General features: G+C 37.7%; 16 protein-coding genes. 6 read left to right on the plus strand and 10 right to left on the minus strand.

Features of this window, described 5'->3' with window-relative positions; translation table 11 throughout:
• Positions 1–19 precede the first annotated feature (19 nt).
• From JN11_RS12650 to JN11_RS12695, 10 genes are all read right to left on the minus strand, one after another.
• Positions 20–1,210 carry a glycosyltransferase family 4 protein gene (locus JN11_RS12650; RefSeq protein ID WP_144913067.1) on the minus strand — a complete coding sequence of 397 codons (1,191 nt, stop codon included), beginning with the start codon at positions 1,208–1,210 and terminating at the stop codon, positions 20–22.
• A 65-nt stretch (positions 1,211–1,275) separates the two neighbouring features.
• Positions 1,276–1,980, minus strand: a complete 705-nt coding sequence (locus JN11_RS12655; RefSeq protein ID WP_144913068.1) for an acetyltransferase — start codon at positions 1,978–1,980, stop codon at positions 1,276–1,278.
• A 35-nt stretch (positions 1,981–2,015) separates the two neighbouring features.
• Positions 2,016–3,113 carry a DegT/DnrJ/EryC1/StrS family aminotransferase gene (locus JN11_RS12660; RefSeq protein ID WP_144913070.1) on the minus strand — a complete coding sequence of 366 codons (1,098 nt, stop codon included), beginning with the start codon at positions 3,111–3,113 and terminating at the stop codon, positions 2,016–2,018.
• 10 nt (positions 3,114–3,123) lie between these two features.
• Positions 3,124–4,374 carry an ABC transporter ATP-binding protein gene (locus tag JN11_RS12665; protein WP_144913072.1) on the minus strand — a complete coding sequence of 417 codons (1,251 nt, stop codon included), beginning with the start codon at positions 4,372–4,374 and terminating at the stop codon, positions 3,124–3,126.
• Positions 4,374–5,234, minus strand: a complete 861-nt coding sequence (locus JN11_RS12670; protein WP_144913074.1) for an ABC transporter permease — start codon at positions 5,232–5,234, stop codon at positions 4,374–4,376. Before JN11_RS12670 ends, JN11_RS12665 begins: the two co-directional genes overlap by 1 nt.
• On the minus strand, positions 5,227–6,348 hold the full coding sequence (locus tag JN11_RS12675; RefSeq protein ID WP_144913076.1) for a glycosyltransferase family 4 protein: 1,122 nt from the start codon (positions 6,346–6,348) through the stop codon (positions 5,227–5,229). Before JN11_RS12675 ends, JN11_RS12670 begins: the two co-directional genes overlap by 8 nt.
• Positions 6,341–8,131, minus strand: a complete 1,791-nt coding sequence (gene asnB / locus JN11_RS12680; RefSeq protein ID WP_144913078.1) for an asparagine synthase (glutamine-hydrolyzing) — start codon at positions 8,129–8,131, stop codon at positions 6,341–6,343. Before asnB ends, JN11_RS12675 begins: the two co-directional genes overlap by 8 nt.
• Before the next feature lie 140 nt (positions 8,132–8,271).
• Positions 8,272–8,790 (minus strand): UpxY family transcription antiterminator, encoded by a 519-nt coding sequence (locus tag JN11_RS12685; protein WP_144913079.1) that lies wholly within the window; start codon positions 8,788–8,790, stop codon positions 8,272–8,274.
• 17 nt (positions 8,791–8,807) lie between these two features.
• Positions 8,808–11,240, minus strand: a complete 2,433-nt coding sequence (locus JN11_RS12690; protein ID WP_144913081.1) for a GumC family protein — start codon at positions 11,238–11,240, stop codon at positions 8,808–8,810.
• A gap of 4 nt (positions 11,241–11,244) precedes the next feature.
• On the minus strand, positions 11,245–12,024 hold the full coding sequence (locus tag JN11_RS12695; RefSeq protein WP_144913083.1) for a polysaccharide biosynthesis/export family protein: 780 nt from the start codon (positions 12,022–12,024) through the stop codon (positions 11,245–11,247).
• A gap of 92 nt (positions 12,025–12,116) precedes the next feature.
• Here JN11_RS12695 and JN11_RS12700 point away from each other — a divergent pair, with 92 nt between their 5' ends.
• The 6 genes from JN11_RS12700 (at position 12,117) to JN11_RS12725 (ending at position 18,917) form a co-directional block, all read left to right on the plus strand.
• A complete protein-coding gene (locus tag JN11_RS12700; RefSeq protein ID WP_144913084.1) occupies positions 12,117–12,863 on the plus strand; it encodes a glycosyltransferase family 2 protein in 747 nt (248 codons plus the stop codon).
• Positions 12,864–12,982: 119 nt separating this feature from the next.
• On the plus strand, positions 12,983–14,089 hold the full coding sequence (locus tag JN11_RS12705; protein WP_246139004.1) for an MraY family glycosyltransferase: 1,107 nt from the start codon (positions 12,983–12,985) through the stop codon (positions 14,087–14,089).
• 119 nt (positions 14,090–14,208) lie between these two features.
• Positions 14,209–15,207, plus strand: coding sequence for a type I glyceraldehyde-3-phosphate dehydrogenase (gene gap / locus JN11_RS12710; protein ID WP_144913086.1), 999 nt, complete (start codon positions 14,209–14,211; stop codon positions 15,205–15,207).
• Positions 15,208–15,230: 23 nt separating this feature from the next.
• Positions 15,231–15,665, plus strand: coding sequence for a GNAT family N-acetyltransferase (locus JN11_RS12715; protein WP_144913088.1), 435 nt, complete (start codon positions 15,231–15,233; stop codon positions 15,663–15,665).
• A gap of 95 nt (positions 15,666–15,760) precedes the next feature.
• Positions 15,761–16,951: a phosphoglycerate kinase gene (locus JN11_RS12720; protein ID WP_144913089.1), complete on the plus strand. Its 1,191-nt coding sequence runs from the start codon at positions 15,761–15,763 to the stop codon at positions 16,949–16,951.
• Positions 16,952–17,039: 88 nt separating this feature from the next.
• Positions 17,040–18,917, plus strand: coding sequence for a CocE/NonD family hydrolase (locus JN11_RS12725; protein ID WP_144913091.1), 1,878 nt, complete (start codon positions 17,040–17,042; stop codon positions 18,915–18,917).
• Positions 18,918–19,122: the final 205 nt, after the last annotated feature.

Consider the following 19,122-nt stretch of genomic DNA (forward strand, 5'->3'; position numbering starts at 1 on the left):
TAATAACCTGTTACAAATATCAATTTAGGGCATTAATACTACTATACAGTGTTTTAACTGTATTCAAAGCATTTGTATTACGCAACCTGCCTGCTTGCTTTTTATTGTTCTCCATACTTCTCTCGCGGAATGTTTCATCATTCCATAGCTGTTGCAGCTTATTACTAATTGCCAAAGCATCCATCGGATCAAATACAAAATTGCTATCGCCGATTGTTTCAGGCAGCGATGTAACACCAGAGCATATCACGGGAATATCCAATAATATAGACTCCACTAGCGGAAAGCTACCAGCTTCGTAAATTGTGGGTACTACTACACCCAAACAGGTTTTATAAAGACTATAAAGTAGTTTTTCGTCAACAACACCAACAAAATTTACCTGGCTATTAAGCCCATATTTATCAATAAAAGGTTTTATCTGGGCCTCAAAATAAGGAGTTTGGTGCCCTGAGCATACCAGTTTTATATCAGTAAGCCCTTGTTCTTTTAACAAAAGCAAAGCCTCCATTAATTTTTGGTGGTTTTTATGCTCCCATGTATTTGCAGGGTATAAAACAAACTTGTAATCAATACCCAAAGTATCTAAAGGTTCAATGTCATCATTGGTGTATTTATCGAACCATAAATTCCCCATATCCAATAAGCATACTGTAATTTTTTCAGGGGCGGTATAAAAATATTTTATAATATCATTTTTAATATGCTGATAACTCACAATTATCTTATCGGCATTATTAATATATTTTAAATAGTAAGTAGCCCGGTAAGCCCGGTCGTCGGGCGTAAAGTACTGAGGAAAATGCAACTCCTGCACATCGTGCATGGTGCAAATTGACTTTGCAGTTTTTGACTGAGCCAAATATTGATAAGGGCAATGAATAATATCTATCTGATATTTTTCACAAATTTTATCTATCGGATCTTTTTCCGGATGCGTTACAAAAACCTTCGAGTAATAGGGCAATAACCTTCTTTTAATTTTTTTCCAATAGATTGTCCATACGTCCTCCTTATCAGGTTTTGCTTTTACAAGTTTGAGTTGAGGATTACTTTCCAAAACTGCCATGACCTCAGGATCATTCGATTCATGGAAAACATAATAGGTGTTTTCAGCATCTTTAGAAAGCATCTTTAACAAAGTAACGGCGTACTGTCTTACGCCGCCCATGTCCTGTCCCATAAAGGGTATGTAGTAAAGTATATTCAAATTAATTTAAGTTCAAACATATAACGACCCGTCTATCGGCCTATTCACAGTAATACTCAAACTATTTATTGTTTTTGAAAGGGTTTTGCAGGATTTCCTACCACTGTTGTATAGGGTTCCACGTCTTTTGTCACAACAGCCCCCATCCCAACAATTGCACCTTCACCAATAATAAGTGGTTTGCTTAATGAACCTTGTTTAATCACTGCTCCGGTACCGATATAAGCATGATTATGAATATGTATATTGCCATTACAGTGCACGTTAGGTGCAAATGTTACATAATCGCCAATTACGCAGTCATGCGCAACGTATGAATAGATGTTCGAATGAAAAAACTTTCCGATTTTTGCATCAGAAGTAATGGTTGAATAAGCGCAAATGATTGCTCCTTCTGCAATTTCGTTATTATCATAAATGGTGGTATTTACTGATCGTAACGTTTGGGGTATGGCACCATTTTTAATGCAAGTATCTGCTATTTTTTCTCTGATTCCTGAATCACCAATGGCCACATTAAATAGTTTTTTTGAGCATTCCATCTTAAAAAACTCTTCTTCTGCAATAACAGGAATTCCATTTATTTCACTTGCAGGCGGGTTTACTTCAACAAAAAACATTTGAATTGAATACTCTCCGGCTGATTGATAAGTTGGCAAAAGCGACTCTCTAACGATCGGCATAATCTCGCGTGCAAATCCGCCTGCGCCAAATAAGCCAAAAATAATTTTTTTAACAGGATCGACCAATTCTTGCGCCTTATTTGTCATATATTTCTATTAATAGGGTAGTAAGATTTGTGTATTCAACTTATGAAGAATTGCTTAATATGAGAGCAGATCTCAATAACATTATTGTCTGTTAATGCGGGGAAGCTTGGTAAGTTTATACCGCGCCATCCTAAACTTTCGGCAATAGGATGTTTCTGGAAATTCTGAGCATACATAGGCATGGTATGTACAGGGTAAAACAACGGCCTTGTTTCAATTCCTTGAGCGCTTAAATAATCCATCAACAGGTCGCGCTTATCAGCATCATCCAGTAAAATAGAGCACATCCAATAAGAGTGTTTAACTTCTGCGGTCCCGCTGTGAAATTTAAGCGGCAAATTTTTAAGGTTCTGGATATATAATTCTGCTATTTCTTGTTTCCTGTTTATAAACAAATCTATCTGCTCCAATTGCGCTAAACCCAGTGCTGCACAAATATTAGTCATACGGTAATTATAACCTACTACATCATGCCAGTAAAAGCGGTGTTTTGATAAACCCTGACCCTTGTAATGCGTTGAACGATCATGAATTGTTTGGTCGTTCGTAACAACCATGCCACCTTCGCCTGTAGTGATCATTTTATTCCCAAAAAAGCTGAATGCAGCAATATCACCAAAAGTACCAACTGGCTTGCCTTTATATTCGGTGCCAATAGCTTCGGCACAATCCTCAACCAAAAACAGGGAATGTTTTACTGCTATGGCTTTTAATGCGTCCATATCACAAGGATAGCCATACAAATGAACAACCATGATTGCTTTTGTATTGGGCGTTATTTTCTTTTCAACATCAGCTGGATCCATTTGCCAGGTGTCTTCCACAGAATCAACAAAAACAGGCGTAGCTCCTGTATATGTTATGGCATTGACAGATGCAATGTAAGTTAAGGTTGGCACAATAACCTCATCTCCAGGACCAATCCCCAACACTACCAAAGCGAGGTGTAGGGCCACTGTTCCATTTGATACCGAGGCGGCATATTTTACATTAAGAAAATTAGCAAAACCTCGTTCAAACAGGCCAATAAATTCTCCCTTTGAAGAAATCCATGTAGAGTCAAGGCACTGGTTAACGTATTTTTTTTCGTTCCCGTTCAATGAAGGGCGATAAACCGGAATCCTTATTTCCATATACTTTTAATTATAATATTTTCCAATCGCAATTCACGAAAACACAACCCATATCTGCCCCACTAAATTGATAAAAATCGGTTCCAGTTTCCAATATTTCAAAGTGCAGAACATCTGTAATTACTTCAATTATTTCAACATTGGGAACATGCATACCAAAAGTAACCCTGTAATGACCTGGCGATAACATTTCTCGCGGTATGGTTATTACAGCAGTTGATTCGCCAGCATGCTTCACGATTTCACCTACTTTTTTCTCGGAAGTGAATATACATCTTTCTAAATCATCCAGTATCTTAATGCCCATAGCTGCATTCAGATCTCGTTGGCCAACTTCGAATTTCAGCCGGACGTTGACATTTTCATCAAAGCTGAAATCAGATTTCAGCCGACCCTTATTATCTTCAATAGTTACTTCTCTGAATTTTTTACCCGGATCATTGTTGCTATAATTAATAGCTTTATTTATGTTTTGAAGCTGGGTATAAGCCGTAATTCCGTCGCTGGTATTGCCCTTTGAATAAATAGACCCTTTATCAAGGATTATAGCCTGGTTACACAATTTTTTAATTGCGCCCATATTATGGCTCACAAACAAAACGGTACGACCTTGTCCCTGGCTGATATCACCCATTTTCCCGAGACACTTCTTTTGAAACTCGGCATCACCAACGGCTAAAACTTCGTCAACAATTAATATTTCCGATTCAAGGTAGGCTGCAACAGCAAATGCCAGGCGCACGTACATACCTGATGAATATCTTTTTACTGGTGTATCAATATAACGGTCAACACCCGAGAAATCAACAATTTCATCAAACTTGCGTTTAATTTCGGCTTTGCGCATGCCTAAAATGGCCCCGTTCAAAAAAATGTTTTCTTTACCTGTTAATTCGGGATGAAAGCCTGTACCTACTTCCAGTAAGCTGGCTATGCGTCCTTTTATTTTTACCGAACCAGTGGTTGGTGCAGTAACACGACTTAATATTTTGAGCAATGTGCTTTTACCTGCCCCATTACGGCCTATTATACCTACCGCATCTCCCTTCTCAATTTCGAAATTGATATCTTTTAAGCTCAAAACAACATCACTGCCGCCTTTAATGGTACGATCATTTACTTCGCCTATTTTCAGAAAAGGATCTTCTTTGCCACGCATCCTGGCCCAAAAACGTTCAAGATCTTTTGATATGGTACCTGTACCTATTTCGCCTAAACGGTATGCTTTTGAAAGGTTTTCAACCTGAATAACTTTTGTCATTATACCGTATCTACAAAATTTTTCTCTACTCGGTTAAACACTATAATGCCAATTAACAAAATTAAAACAGTTATTGCTGTTGTTATTGCTAATGATACCATGGTAAACGTTCCCTGCCCTAAAAAGCCATATCTGAAACACTCAATAATGGAGGTCATGGGGTTATACTCAACCAACCATTCATAAGTTGGGTATTTTTGTTTAACGGTTGATAATGGATAGATTACTGTTGTTAAATACATCATCAATTGTACGCCAAAAGTAATCAGGAAGCTAAGATCCCGGTATTTTGTAGTAAGGGCCGAAATGATCATCCCCAAACCTAAACCCAGCATTGCCATTAATAATAATAACAAGGGGAACAATAATAAATATGCATTGGGATGAAACGAGGCACCTTTAAGATAATAAGCAAACATCATTACAACAAACAACAGCATCTGCACCGCAAAGCGGATTAAATTAGATACCACAATACTTAGTGGTACAATTAACCGCGGAAAATAAACCTTTTCGAACAGGCCTGAATTAGCCGTAAATACGGTTGATGTTTTAGTAAGACAATCAGCAAAATAGTTCCATGCGGTAATGCCCGCCAGGTAAAAAAGCGGCTTAGGCAACCCATCAGCTGATATATTTGCCAGATTGCCAAATACAAAAGTATATATGATTGTTGTAAACAGTGGCTGAATAAAAAACCATAATGGCCCTAAAATAGTTTGCTTGTAAAAGGCAACAAAATCCCGCCGTACCAGTAATGCCAGCAAATCGCGGTAGTGCCAAACATCTTTAAGTTTTAAATCAAAAAGGTTATTACGCGATGTAATTTCAATATCCCACTCTTCAGCCAGGTTATGCATTAAAAAATAGTTTTTCGAGGTTACTTATATAAACATCTTCGTTAAAATAACGAAGGCACTTTTCTTGAAGTTCCTTTCGTTGGCTAAGCGATACAGGATTTTCTAAATGATTAATGATGGCAGCTTCCAGTTCAACAGGGCTGTCAGGATTTATAGCGGTGCCTAACTCGCCATTGCGGATAGCATCAACACTGCCATCAGCATTGCCACATATTACAGGTAAGCCATTGGCCATAGCTTCAATAAATACAATTCCAAATCCTTCCTTTTTGCTCGGTAAAACAAACAGATCGGCCAGTAAAAAATAATCAGAAAGCTCATTATCCTCAACAAATCCGGTAAGTATAAGCTCTTCATCTACTTTACTGTTTGAGATCAATTTCTGTATCCTGATTTCTTCTTTATGATCATGCTTACCTGCAAGGATATACTTTAAATCTGGAAATTTACTTTTTAAATTGCCCAATGCCTTAATAACCTGATCGTGTCCTTTATACTGCTCAGACGATGCCAAACGGGTTAATGTAAGTATTACCGGCGTAGTATCTTTAAATCTGTGCCGTTTAAGTAAATGTTCCGGCTTTGAAAATACGGTTGGCAGTTTCAAGAAAGGGTCAATTGCATTATTTAAAACAAAACATTTTTCTTCATTTACCGGATGGCGCAGTATCATTTGCTGCCTGGTAAATTCACTTACGCTAATTATTTTGTCACAACGTTTTAAAAACAGGTTTTTAGTTTTTGACAGAGGCCTCCAAACTTCTATACCATGTGCAATTAGCCAAATTTCACATTTTGGATTTATCATTTTAACCAGTATTCCAAGAACAGCCAGGTTAACATGGCTTAAAATAACAATATCCAGTTTTGGAGCAGCTAATATTGTTTTAAGCGTACATAGTGTACGTTTTTTCTTAAAACCCTTAAAATTTTCTGCTGGCAGATAATCCGTTATTACGTCATTATTTGAATCATAAACAGACCATAGTTCAAAACTCCAATTATTTCGTTTTGCCAAAACATTTAATGCATGCGAAAGGGTACGGGTCATTTTTTGGATGCCCCCCATGCTACTAAATGTTTGTAAAGAAAATAAAACTACTTTTTTACCCATGAAGTTGTACCTGGTAAAGAGCAAAAGCTTTTGCCCAATGCATTTCACCCTTTTTAAATTTACGAATTGATTTTTTTGCTATTTCACTTTTGTAAAGGTGCTCATTCCCTATCTCCTGATGCAAGCCCATCCATTGTTGAAATGGGAATGTAAATCCCATTTTTGGTCTGTTCCATACCGATTCAGGTAAAATGTCTGTAAAAGTATCAATTAATATCTTTTTAGGTTGTTTACTATCAAATCTTATTTCAGGAGAAATACTTGCAGCTAATTGCTGAAAATCTTCATCTAAAAATGGCACCCTTACTTCCAGGCCATGCTGCATACTCATTACATCAGTATCTCTAAGTAATTGATTTTGCATATATAAATTGGTTTCAAACCATGACGCATTTTCTCCATCGTAATTATCGAGTCCAGACAGCTGCGGTTCATTAAACAGAATTTGTTCTATTTGATTGATATCTGCACCTAAAATTTTGGCAATATCAGCAGGTACAAATAAGCCTCTAAGCAATAAATAATCGGCCAAGTAGTGTTTATGTGCAAGAAAAGACAACTTCCTATATTTATCCTCCTTAAAATAATTAGCTAAATGTGCTGCAAATTCAGGAGTTTTTCTTAAATATTTAAAATACTTAATTCTGTTAAATGATGGGTACCCTCCAAAAAGCTCATCAGCACCAACACCTGACAAAACAGCCTTCAGTCCATCTTCGTGTGCATATTTACTTATAAACCAACTATTAATACCATCTGTTGTTGGCATATCCATATCATTGATAATGGACGGTAAAAACGTCTCAAATTCTTTCTGTTGTACTAAATGCGCAAATTTTTCTCCGGATATCTTGTCTAAAACAAGATTTTGATAAGCCCGTTCATCGTAGGTTTTTTCATTAAAGAAAATGGAAATGGTTTTGAGCTGTTGTTCTTTTTGCTCGTTGGCCAATAAAGTAAGTAAACTTGAATCAATACCCCCGCTTAAAAAAACACCTATCGGGGCATCAGCAATCAGCTGGCTTTTTACAGATGCTTTTAAAGAATTCCGTATCTGTTCTTTAGCCTCATTAATATCCGTTATATATGATAAAACACTTTTACTTTTCTGATATGGAACAATTTCAAAACTATTTTTATGATGATGCCAGCATAAATAATTCCCTTTTGCAAGGCTATACACTTCCTTTAACGTTGTGTAAGGTTCCGGAATATGACCAAAAGCCAAAAATCGCACAGCCCAGTTCTGATCAGCTTCCGTTACAATGTTTGCTGCTTTAAAAGCTCTTACTTCTGAAGCAAAACTTAGCTGTCCCTGACTTACATTATAGTACAAAGGCTTTATGCCACTGGTATCACGTACCAGGTAGGTGGTTGCATTTTCCTTATCATACAATGCAAAAGCAAACATTCCGTTAATTCGGGAAAAAGCATCTGTACCCCATTGCAAATAGGCATTTATAATAACCTCAGTATCAGTATTAGAATTAAATTTAACCCCTAACTTTAACAGTTCTTGCTTTAATACTAAATAATTGTAGATCTCGCCATTAAAAGAGATCCAAACCCGTTGTTGAATATCAGCCATAGGCTGATGCCCGTTCTTGCTTAAATCAATAATTGAAAGCCTCCGATGACCAAAGGCAAGTTTAACCTTTTCATCAAAAAAGATACCCTCATCGTCAGGGCCGCCATGCTTTAATGCATTGCACATTAAGCTAACTTTTTCATTGATCTCACCCGGCGTTAACCGGTTTGATATTATTCCTGCTATCCTGCACATACTTGGCTAATTTTTACAGCTCCGCCCTGTAAGTCACACACTTTAAATGCAACCTATTATTAATCAATTATTTACCTAATCAGGTTTAACTGTATTTTTGGCGCGTTATAAATAAGATAAGAACACGCTTAGTTAACCTTCTAATATCTTTCAATCATTGATGCCGCAACATGAATGATTATTGAATAACCCAAATTTTCCAGACGTAATGCAAGCTGTTTTTGAGAACGATAAGAAACTATCTCACCCTTAAACCCTTTAAGTGGACCAGCTTTAATCATGATCTTTTCTCCGGGCTGCAAATTTTCTTCGGTAATTTCCAATTCGACGGCACTTGAAATTAATAATTTAAGATTTGCCAGCTGAACCTCAGGAATCGAAGCAGCTTTTCCGGAAAAATATATAAAACGGGCTATTCCTTTGGTTGTTAACACATCAGTTAGCTCATTTTCTTTAATATTCACAAAAAGGTACGACTTAATAAAAGGCTCTTCAATCCATTTCTTCCTGTCACTCCACTGCTTAAGTTGCTTTTGTAAAGGCAAGTAAGCTTCGATCCCTTTTCTTGTTAATGCCTCGTAAGCTTTTTTTTCGGCTTTTGCATGTGTATGAACCGGATACCACTTACTGGCATTATTATTTACCTTTAAACCAATCATTTATGCCCTGCACGATTTTATTTTGTGAACCACCTCTTAATATTCCACCATTTTTTCTTTTCGGTATCTACATAGTATCCTGAACTTTCGTAACCAGTATAATCTGAATAGTAATAATATTTCGCTCCGTAACTATCCCCTGTAAATTTGGTAGTATAATATCTGGAATGTAAAAGATCCTGAGCAAATGCATTAAGCACTATCACCGTATTATCCAAATGGTATTCCTGGGCAATACGCTGAGGAACTGTAGCTGCATAAAATTTTGACTTTCCTGAACGTATTACAAAAAGATTAATATCACTAACCCTTATTAAGGGAATAGCATCTGATACAAGACCAATAGGTGCTGTATCAACCATGATGATATCATACATCTGCTTAAGTTCACTGATCAATTTACCCATCCTGTCAGAATGCAAAAGCTCGGAAGGGTTTGGAGGAACGGGGCCAGATATAATAAAATCCAGGTTTTTTTGAGATGAATGATTAATAATATCATTAACATCACATTGATTGGCCAGGTAATTACTTAATCCGATATCATTAGGCACATGGAATGTTTTGTGCAATTTTGAACGACGTAAATCCGCAGCAATCAAAATTACCTTTTTATCAATAAGTGATAAAGTACTTGATAAATTTACGGCTACGAATGATTTCCCCTCACCGGCTACTTCTGAAGTTATACAGATTACTTTAACTTTTTTATCGGATGCAATGAAGCTTAAATTGGTACGTACCGAACGCACTGATTCGGCAAATATTGATTTGGGCTTACTAATAGCTAATATCTGAGTACTATATTCATCAATTTCTTCAGGAAACTTCCTGATAACTCCAATAATTGGAATAGACGTTAAGCTTTCTATGGTTTCCTTATCATAAATAAAAGGATTTAAAACCCTGATTAAAATAATTGAGCCCAATCCTATTATTAAACCAAAAATTATTGCCGTACGATGTATGCCACTTACATCTGGCGATACGGGGTTAAAGTTAGGCTGTGCCACATCAATAATGGTAGCACCAGGCATAATACCGGCACTGCTTATTTGTGCATCAAGCTTCTTTTCCGAAAGAAAAGAGTAAACTTTATCATTAATCTCATAATCGCGCTTTAAACCCACCAAATCACGCTCTGCTGTTGGCAATAATAATATTTGCTGGTTTACAGGTGCAAGCTGATCATTCAAATACTTTATTTTGCCTTCAATTGATTTATTTGTAGAGTTAATACTATTTAGAGCATTGTTTTTTATCTGTAAAATTTGCTGGTTAATATCCAGTATCGGTTGTGAATTACTATTATAAGTTTTTAATAAGGAATTTTTTTCAGAAATTAAATTATTTAATGCCGTAATAGAGGTAGCCAATTCCTGGTCACTAAGTCCATTAAGGTTGAAATTTAAATTTAAATTATCTTTCCCTTTTATTATTTCCTGTTTTACCTCGTCAAGTGCAATTAATTCAATTTTTAATAATGATATCTGCGTACCCAGGTCTTTTTCTTTGCCGGTAGCCAACTCAGAAGCAGATGATACATCCAGTATTTTTTTATTCTGTTTATATTGAGTGATAGAATTTTCAGACCCTCTTACTTCCTTTGACAAAAAATCCAGCTGATTGTCAATAAACTGAATCATTTGGGTAGCCGATTGCGTCCTTTGGTTACGATCATAATTTAAATACTCTTTCATTATAGCATTTAAAATATCAGCCGCAAACTGGGGGTTTAAATCTGTTTCCTGTAATGAAATGATATTTGAGTTTTTAGCAGCCTCATTGGTGTGGAAGCCTCCCCTAACACGCCAAATAAAATCTTCCGGAGCATTTAATTTAAATAAAAAGGAAGATGTTTTTGGTAGCTCACCAGGATAACTGATACTGAATGATGTTGGCCCGATGGTAAACGGAACATTATAATGGCAAATTTGATTAATCGTTTTGCCTGCGCTCTTATAACTTATATCAAAGCTCTTATTATTAACCGGATTAAAGGTAACCAAATCACGAAAAAAGTTCAAACTATCAAACTTTACCAGCTCTACATTAATGGGCTTAGCCGGATATAATTCACTGGTACGGTTTAAAACACGGCCTACCACAAAAAAGCTAATACGGTAATCCAGTTGCTTTATGGCACTTAGTAATAAAGGCGTACTTTGCAATACAATGGTTTCGCTTTGAATTTTTGAAGCAGAAGCCCTCTCAGTACTGGTAGTAATACCAACCAAATCTGGAATCTCCGATTTCTTTTCTTCAAATTTCATTGTTGCCGATGTTGCATATACTTTAGGTGTATACCATAAATATAAATTCGACATAATCATACAAGCCAGCAACGATCCGGCTATCCAATACCACCTGCTTAAAAGTATCTGGGCTATCTTAAAATAATCTATCTCCTGACTCGGCAGTTTATGCTTTATCTTCTCGGTTTCTTCCATCTACTTATTTGTGGATAAGCGTAAAAATTATTAGTGCTGTATTAAATAATAATAATGCGGGCTGAAAAATAACAGTAAAGCTTTGAAGATTATCGCTACGTGCTGCGCGCTTATTTTGAGCAATATAAATAATATCGCCGCTTTGCAATATAGTTTTAGGATCATTTATAGACCCAATATCAGCAAGGTCTACATTTATTACCTTGGGACTTGCTTCCGTACCGCGAATAATTTTAACATTTTTTTCGTTAGCTCTATCAGTTAGTCCACCTGCCTGACCTATAACTTCAACCAAACTTGTGCGATCTTTCGTTAATACATAATTACCCTGGCCTCTTACTTCGCCCAATATAGTTACCTTAAGGTTAATAATCTTCAAATCAATTATCGGATCCTTAAGCAATACTTTGCGGTATTGATCTTCTATTAATTTCTGTGCTTCGGCCCGGGTAAGCCCTATAACTTTAATATGACCTATTACCGGCAAAGCCACAGTACTATCATCCTGCACTTGAAATTCCTGTCCCTGTGAAGCGTTATTTCCAGATGCATTTGCAGTAATTGGCGATTCATTTACAATATATTTAATATCCTGTAAATTCCTTATCTGTAAAATATCCTGTGATTTTATCTGGTAATCAACAGTCTTAACACTGGCTTTTTTGGACGTACTATCGGAAAGCGCTTTTTGTTGAAGGAAAAGGGTTTGATATTGTTTATCTGAACATGAGGTGCAAAATAAAAATATCGCAACAGTTAAATAAGTAAAATTTAAAACGCGCATACCTGCCTTGGTTCTTTTAAATGTCTAATTTATTAGGGAACTTTGCCAAATTTACATAATTTTGGCAGTATAAACAGCGTATTTTTAGCTAAGTGCAGGATTTTAAAATTTCTTTAATTACCGTCTCTTTTAATGCCCAAAACTCCATTAGCCGTTGTATTGAATCCGTTATTGGGCAAACTTTTAAAAACTTCGAATATATTATTATTGATGGTGCCTCTACCGACAATACCCTTGACATCATAAGGGCTTATACGGATAATATAGCTATTTTGGTTTCAGAACCCGATAAAGGGATTTACGATGCTATTAATAAAGGGATCAGAATAGCTACCGGAGATATTATTGGGGTTTTGCACGCCGATGACTTTTTCGCCGACTCAAATGCTTTAGCATCCATTGCAGAAGCGTTTATACAAAACGACACTAAAGTAGTATATGCCGATCTAGACTATATAAGTCCGGAGGGTGAGATTATTCGTAAGTGGCGTTCGGGTAAATACAACACTGGTAAATTTAACTGGGGATGGATGCCTCCGCATCCAACTTTTTATTGTAACAGAAATTTATTTAATGAATATGGCTTTTACAGCCTTGAATACGGAACCGCTGCGGATTACGAACTAATGCTAAGATTTATACACCAGAACAAGATTAATCCCTTTCATTTAAAAAAGGTAATTGTTAAAATGAAAGTTGGTGGAGCAAGCAACAAAAATTTTACCAGCCGCGTAAAAGGATTGTTCTTTGACTTTAAGGCTATGCGCCGTAATGGTATTTTACTTCCAATACTAACAATAGTACTGAAACCAACCCGTAAAATTATCCAATACTTTTAGCCTGCGTTTAAGATTTGTTGATATGTTAATAATAAACGCCCCGAAAAACCAACGATTGTAGGTTAATTTCGGCGATTTAATAATACTAAATAGTTAAATTTACTTTTAAAACTATTAAAATGATGGATTTTTTACATAGTTATACGGTTTTTTATTACATCTTTATCGTAATATTTTCCGTTGTCATTACCTCATTTGCCATTCCATCAATTTTACATGTAGCCCGTTTCAGGCACCTTTATGATGATCTTGGACACTTCAGAAAATCGCACGATCATGGTATCCCACGTCTGGGCGGAGTAGCCATTTTTGTAAGCTTTACCATCACGTCGCTCTTATTTTGCATGACAGATCAGTCATTACCCATAAATTACTTGCTTACTGCTTGTATTATACTGTTTGCAATGGGTTTAAAAGATGATCTTTCTGGTGTAAATTCAAATACCAAATTTTTAATTCAGTTTATAGTTTGTGCCATATTAGTTGTATTAGGGAACATACGCCTTGAAAGCATGTATGGTGTTTTTGGTATTTATGAACTTCCTTATTTACTTAGCGTCAGCGTATCTATATTATTAATACTGCTGTTAATTAATGCCTTTAATTTAATTGACGGCATTGACGGTTTAGCTGCTTTAACAGGCATAGTTGCCAACAGCACATTTGCTGCATTGTTTATATACCTCCATCAATATGAGCTGGCAGCCGTTTCATTAGCTATGGTGGGTGCTATTTTAGGCTTCCTTAGATTCAATATCACGCCTGCAAAAATTTTTATGGGCGATACTGGTTCATTGCTAATCGGACTCATATCAGCGGTAATGGCACTCAAATTTATGGCATTAAGCAAAGGAGTAGATGGCACATCAACTGTTGATATTTTTGCAGTACCTGCATTAACTTTCGCAATATTAATAGGCCCTGTGTTTGATACCATAAGAGTATTTGTGATCAGAATAGCGAGTGGTGTATCACCATTTACAGCGGATCGCAATCATATTCATCACCGCATGTTAAAGCTTGGTTTTAATCATTTACAAACCACCTGCATTTTAATTAGCATCAATATTGCATCAATTGTAATGGTTTTACTTTTTAAAAGTTATGGAAACACCGTGCTTATTGTGCTAATACTTGCTGTTTCGTTGGTGTTTAACTGGATGATCACTTTTTTCCTTCGTTCAAAAGAACGTTCAAGTCTTGCTCTACGTAATTTATTTGTATAAACACATTTATTTCTGCTAAATTCAGCTACATCAGCTACAGGTAATTTTTGAGTGTTAGCTTCCTGTATAATTTCACTGCTGCTTTATTTTAGTAATTTTGCACCTCATATTTTATTGAGATGAGGATTGCTGTAAACGGATTTGGCCGCATAGGCCGTATATTTTTAAGAAATATTTTAGAAAGGCCGGGAGTTACGGTAGTTGCCATTAATGATCTTACCGATACTGAAACACTTGCCCATTTATTTAAATACGATTCTGTTCACCGTGGTTTTAAGGGAGAAGTAAGTTTTGATAGTGAGCATCTCATCATCAACAAAAAAACCATAAAAGTACTGGCCGAGCCCAACCCCGTAAACCTGCCGTGGAAAGAGTTGGATATCGATTTGGTAATAGAATCGACAGGAAAATTCACTTCAAAACAGAGTGCGTCCCTTCATCTGGAAGCAGGGGCCAAACAGGTAATTATATCGGCGCCCGGCACTGACAAAAATATACCTACTGTTGTTTTGGGTGTAAATGATGGCTTGGTTGACCTTCGGTCACCTATATTATCAAACGCCTCCTGCACTACTAATAACGTGGCAGCAATGGTAAAAATACTGGATGATAATTGGGGAATTATTGATGGTTATATCACCACCGTACACTCCATGACCGGCGACCAGAACCTGCATGATGCTCCTCATAAAGATTTACGTCGTGCCCGTGCAGCATCGGCATCTATCATCCCAACAACAACCGGGGCAGCTAAAGCTATAACTGCTATTTTCCCTCATTTGGAAGGCAGGTTAGGCGGTGCTGGCATCCGCGTACCTGTTTTAAATGGCTCGTTAACCGATTTTACCTGCAGCCTTAAAAAACAACCAAGCGTTGCCGCTATTAACCAGGCATTTAAAAACGCAGCTGATGGGCCAATGAAAAACGTATTAGAATACACCGAAGATCCTATTGTTTCAACCGATATTCTGGACAACCCTCACAGCTGTATTTTTGATGCAAAGCTTACCTCTATTGTTGGCGGCCTGGTGAAGGTAGTGGGATGGTATGATAATGAGATGGGCTACTCCAGCCGTTTAGCCGATTTGGTTGTAAAAATAAGTGCGTTACCCAATTAATATTTCCCCCTTAATTTAAATAGATGATCAAATTTATTACCGGTGATGATGTGCTGCCCATTCGCAATGAGGTTTTACGCGAAGGCCGGTTAACTTTAGATGAGTGCAGGTTTCCATCAGATACTGTAGCAGGTATTTTTCATTTAGGCTATTATGTAAATGATAAGTTGGCTTGTGTAGCATCATTCCATCCGCAAAGCTATGACGAGTTTACGGGTACAGGTTACCAATTACGCGGTATGGCTACCGTTGAAGCGCATCGCGGCCAGGGATTGGGTAACCAGCTGCTTAATTTTGCTATTGTTTACCTGCGTGGGCAAAAAGCGAATTATATGTGGTGCAATGCCCGGAAAAAAGCTATTCCGTTCTATTTCAATGTGGGTTTTGAAATTGTTTCGCCGGAGTTTGAAGTACCTGGAATTGGACCGCACCATGCTATGTATGTTAAGATTCAGTGATTTTTTTATTACTTACAACACCTTTTTAACTTAAATATTCAGAATTTAGAATTATTTGCTCAATTTGCCGGTTCAAAAATTGCTTGTCAATCATTATGAAAACAATAGATCAAATTAGTTTTGCCGGCAAAAAGGCACTTATCCGTGTTGACTTTAATGTTCCGTTGGATAAAGATTATAATATCACTGATGATAACCGCATGACGGCTGCCCTGCCAACTATCAATAAAATATTAAAAGATGGCGGTGCAGTGATCCTGATGTCGCACCTTGGCAGACCAAAAGATGGCCCGACTGAAAAATATTCATTAAAACATTTAGTACCCCATCTGGCTGATTTACTGGGTCAGCAAGTTGAATTTGCCGATGATTGTATTGGCGCTGAGGCTGTTGAAAAAGCTAAAGCTTTAGGAAAAGGCGAGGTGTTGTTATTAGAGAACCTTCGCTTTTATAAAGAAGAGGAAAAAGGTGATAAAGACTTTGCTGAAAAGCTTTCAAAACTTGGCGATATTTATGTAAACGATGCTTTTGGTACAGCACACCGTGCACATGCTTCAACCGCGGTTATTGCGCAATTTTTCCCTGGTGCCAAATATTTTGGTTACCTGATGGCTGCTGAGCTTAATAATGCCGAAAAGGTATTGAACGGTGCTGTAAAACCATTTACCGCTATTATGGGCGGAGCAAAAGTATCAGACAAAATTGAACTAATTGAACGCCTGTTGGATAAAGTTGACAGTTTGATTATTGGTGGTGGTATGGCTTATACCTTTGCTAAGGCACAGGGTGGTAACATCGGAAAATCATTGGTTGAAGAAGATAAATTAGAATTGGCTTTAACGCTGATAGAAAAAGCAAAATCAAAAGGTGTTAACCTGGTATTACCAACTGACTCTGTTATTGCTGATAATTTCTCTAACGATGCAAATACAGACATCGCTCCAAATAACAATATTAAAGATGGCTGGATGGGTTTAGATATCGGTCCTGATTCAATAGTTGAATTTAAAAAAGTAGTAGAAGGTTCAAAAACCATTTTATGGAACGGCCCTATGGGTGTTTTTGAAATGGAGAAATTTGAAGCCGGAACCAAAGCTATTGCCGAATCGGTAGTAAAAGCAACTGAAAATGGCGCTTTCTCGCTGATAGGTGGTGGCGACTCAGCCGCAGCAGTAGCCAAGTTTAATTTTACAGAAGATGTTAGCTATGTATCAACCGGTGGCGGTGCTTTATTGGAATACATGGAAGGTAAAGAACTACCTGGCGTAAAAGCTATAAACGAATAAGTTTTAAGTAACATTTTTGTTAAAGACCCCGTTTTGCCGGGGTCTTTTTTGTTTTATACTTAGTTTCAGAAAATTATTAATTTTATAAATGAAAAGACTCATACTCTCCGTTCTCAGCTTTTTGCTATTAACGTCTCTGGCCTGGGCACAACGCGCCCAGCCAAACAATGCTGATGCGGCCTATGTAAAGGAAAATTACACCAAATACGAGTATCAGATTCCGATGCGTGATGGCAAAAAACTCTTCACTTCGGTTTATGTGCCTAAAGATCAATCAAAAAAATACCCTTTCATGATGGACCGCACCTGCTATAGTGTGGCACCTTATGGCGAAGATAAATATAAACCAAGCCTGGGTCCATCTTCCCTGTTTTTACATGACGGTTATATCTTTGTTTACCAGGATGTACGCGGCCGCTGGATGAGCGAAGGCATTTATGAGGAAATGACTCCTGAAAAAGAAATCCATAAAACTAAAAACGATGTGGATGAAGGAACGGATACTTATGACACTATTGACTGGTTGTTAAAACACATCCCTAACAACAATGGCAAAGTAGGTGTATGGGGAATTTCTTATCCCGGCTTTTATACCACTACTTCATTACTGAGTCGTCACCCTGCGCTGGTTGCGGCATCACCACAGGCGCCTATTGCAGATCTGTACCGCGATGATGCATTCCATAATGGTGCGTTTATGCTGGTTGCTAACTTTAGCTTTTACCCTGGCTTTACCAACCGTCAGGATGATAAGCCTACCCAGCGTCGTGGTTCAAGGCTTGATTTTGGTACTGAGGATGGCTATGAGTTTTTCATGAACATGCAAACCATGAAAAACACCAACGACAAATATTATAAAGATACTATCCGCCTTTGGAACGAAATGCTGGACCACCCGAACTATGACCAGCACTGGAAAGACCGTAACGTTTTAACCCACCTGCACGACATTAAAACCGCCGTACTGGTTACTGGTGGCTGGTATGATGCCGAAGACCTATACGGAGCTATAAACACCTACAAAACGCTGGTAAAAAACAATCCGTCAACCCCGATATATTTTACGATGGGTCCATGGGTACATGGCGGATGGTCACGCGGTCCCGGCGATCACCTTGGCGATGTTGATTTCGGCAGCCAGACAGGTCCATACTACCGCGAAAAAATTGAGCTGGCCTTTTTCAGTCACTACCTTAAAGGTACAGATACCGATATCCCTAAAGTATCAACATTCCAAACCGGAGTTAACCAATGGAAAACCTTTAACACCTGGCCGCCTAAAGAAGCGACTGACAAAAACCTTTACTTTTTACCGGGTGGAAAGCTATCATTCGATGCACCTATGGCTAACAGCACGCCTGATGAATTTATATCAGACCCTAACAAACCGGTGCCTTTTATTGATGGTATTGACAACGACATGAAACGCGAATACATGACCGGCGACCAGCGTTTTGCCGAAAGCCGCCCGGATGTATTAACCTACCAAACTGATGTACTGGATAACGATGTTACCCTTGCCGGCAACATATGGGCCAATCTTAAAGTATCAACCACCGGTACAGACGCCGACTGGATAGTTAAGATTATTGACGTTTATCCGGACAGCACCAAAAACAATCAGTGGAGCACCAACACTCATTTGTCGCACTATGAACAAATGGTACGCGGCGAGGCTATGCGCGGCAAGTTCCGCAACAGCTTTGAAAAACCGGAGCCATTTGTACCTGGCCAGGTAAGTCCGGTAAACTTTGAGCTACAGGATATATTACACACTTTCAAAAAAGGACACCGCATTATGGTACAGGTACAAAGCACCTGGTTCCCGCTGATTGACCGCAATCCACAGGTGTTTGAAGACATTATGAAAGCCAAACCTTCCGATTTTCAAAAAGCAACCAACAAGGTTTATACCTCTGGCGATAACCCAAGCTTCCTGAAAGTTAGGGTAATGGATACTAATTAAAATATCATACCCAATAGTAACGAGGGGTCTTCTGCAAGTGACAGGCATACATTATGCTCATCCTTTTGCAGAAGACCCCTCTTTTTTTTGACCAAAAGTGGTACACGTGGAACAGCAGGCTCTGTTTACTATCCGGCAGGAACTTTATCCTAATACTTAATTAAGTATCGCCCCAGTTCCTGATAACTGCAAAAGATAATTATTC

Source organism: Mucilaginibacter frigoritolerans, assembly GCF_007830615.1.
In the GTDB taxonomy this organism is placed as follows: Bacteria; Bacteroidota; Bacteroidia; order Sphingobacteriales; family Sphingobacteriaceae; genus Mucilaginibacter; species Mucilaginibacter frigoritolerans.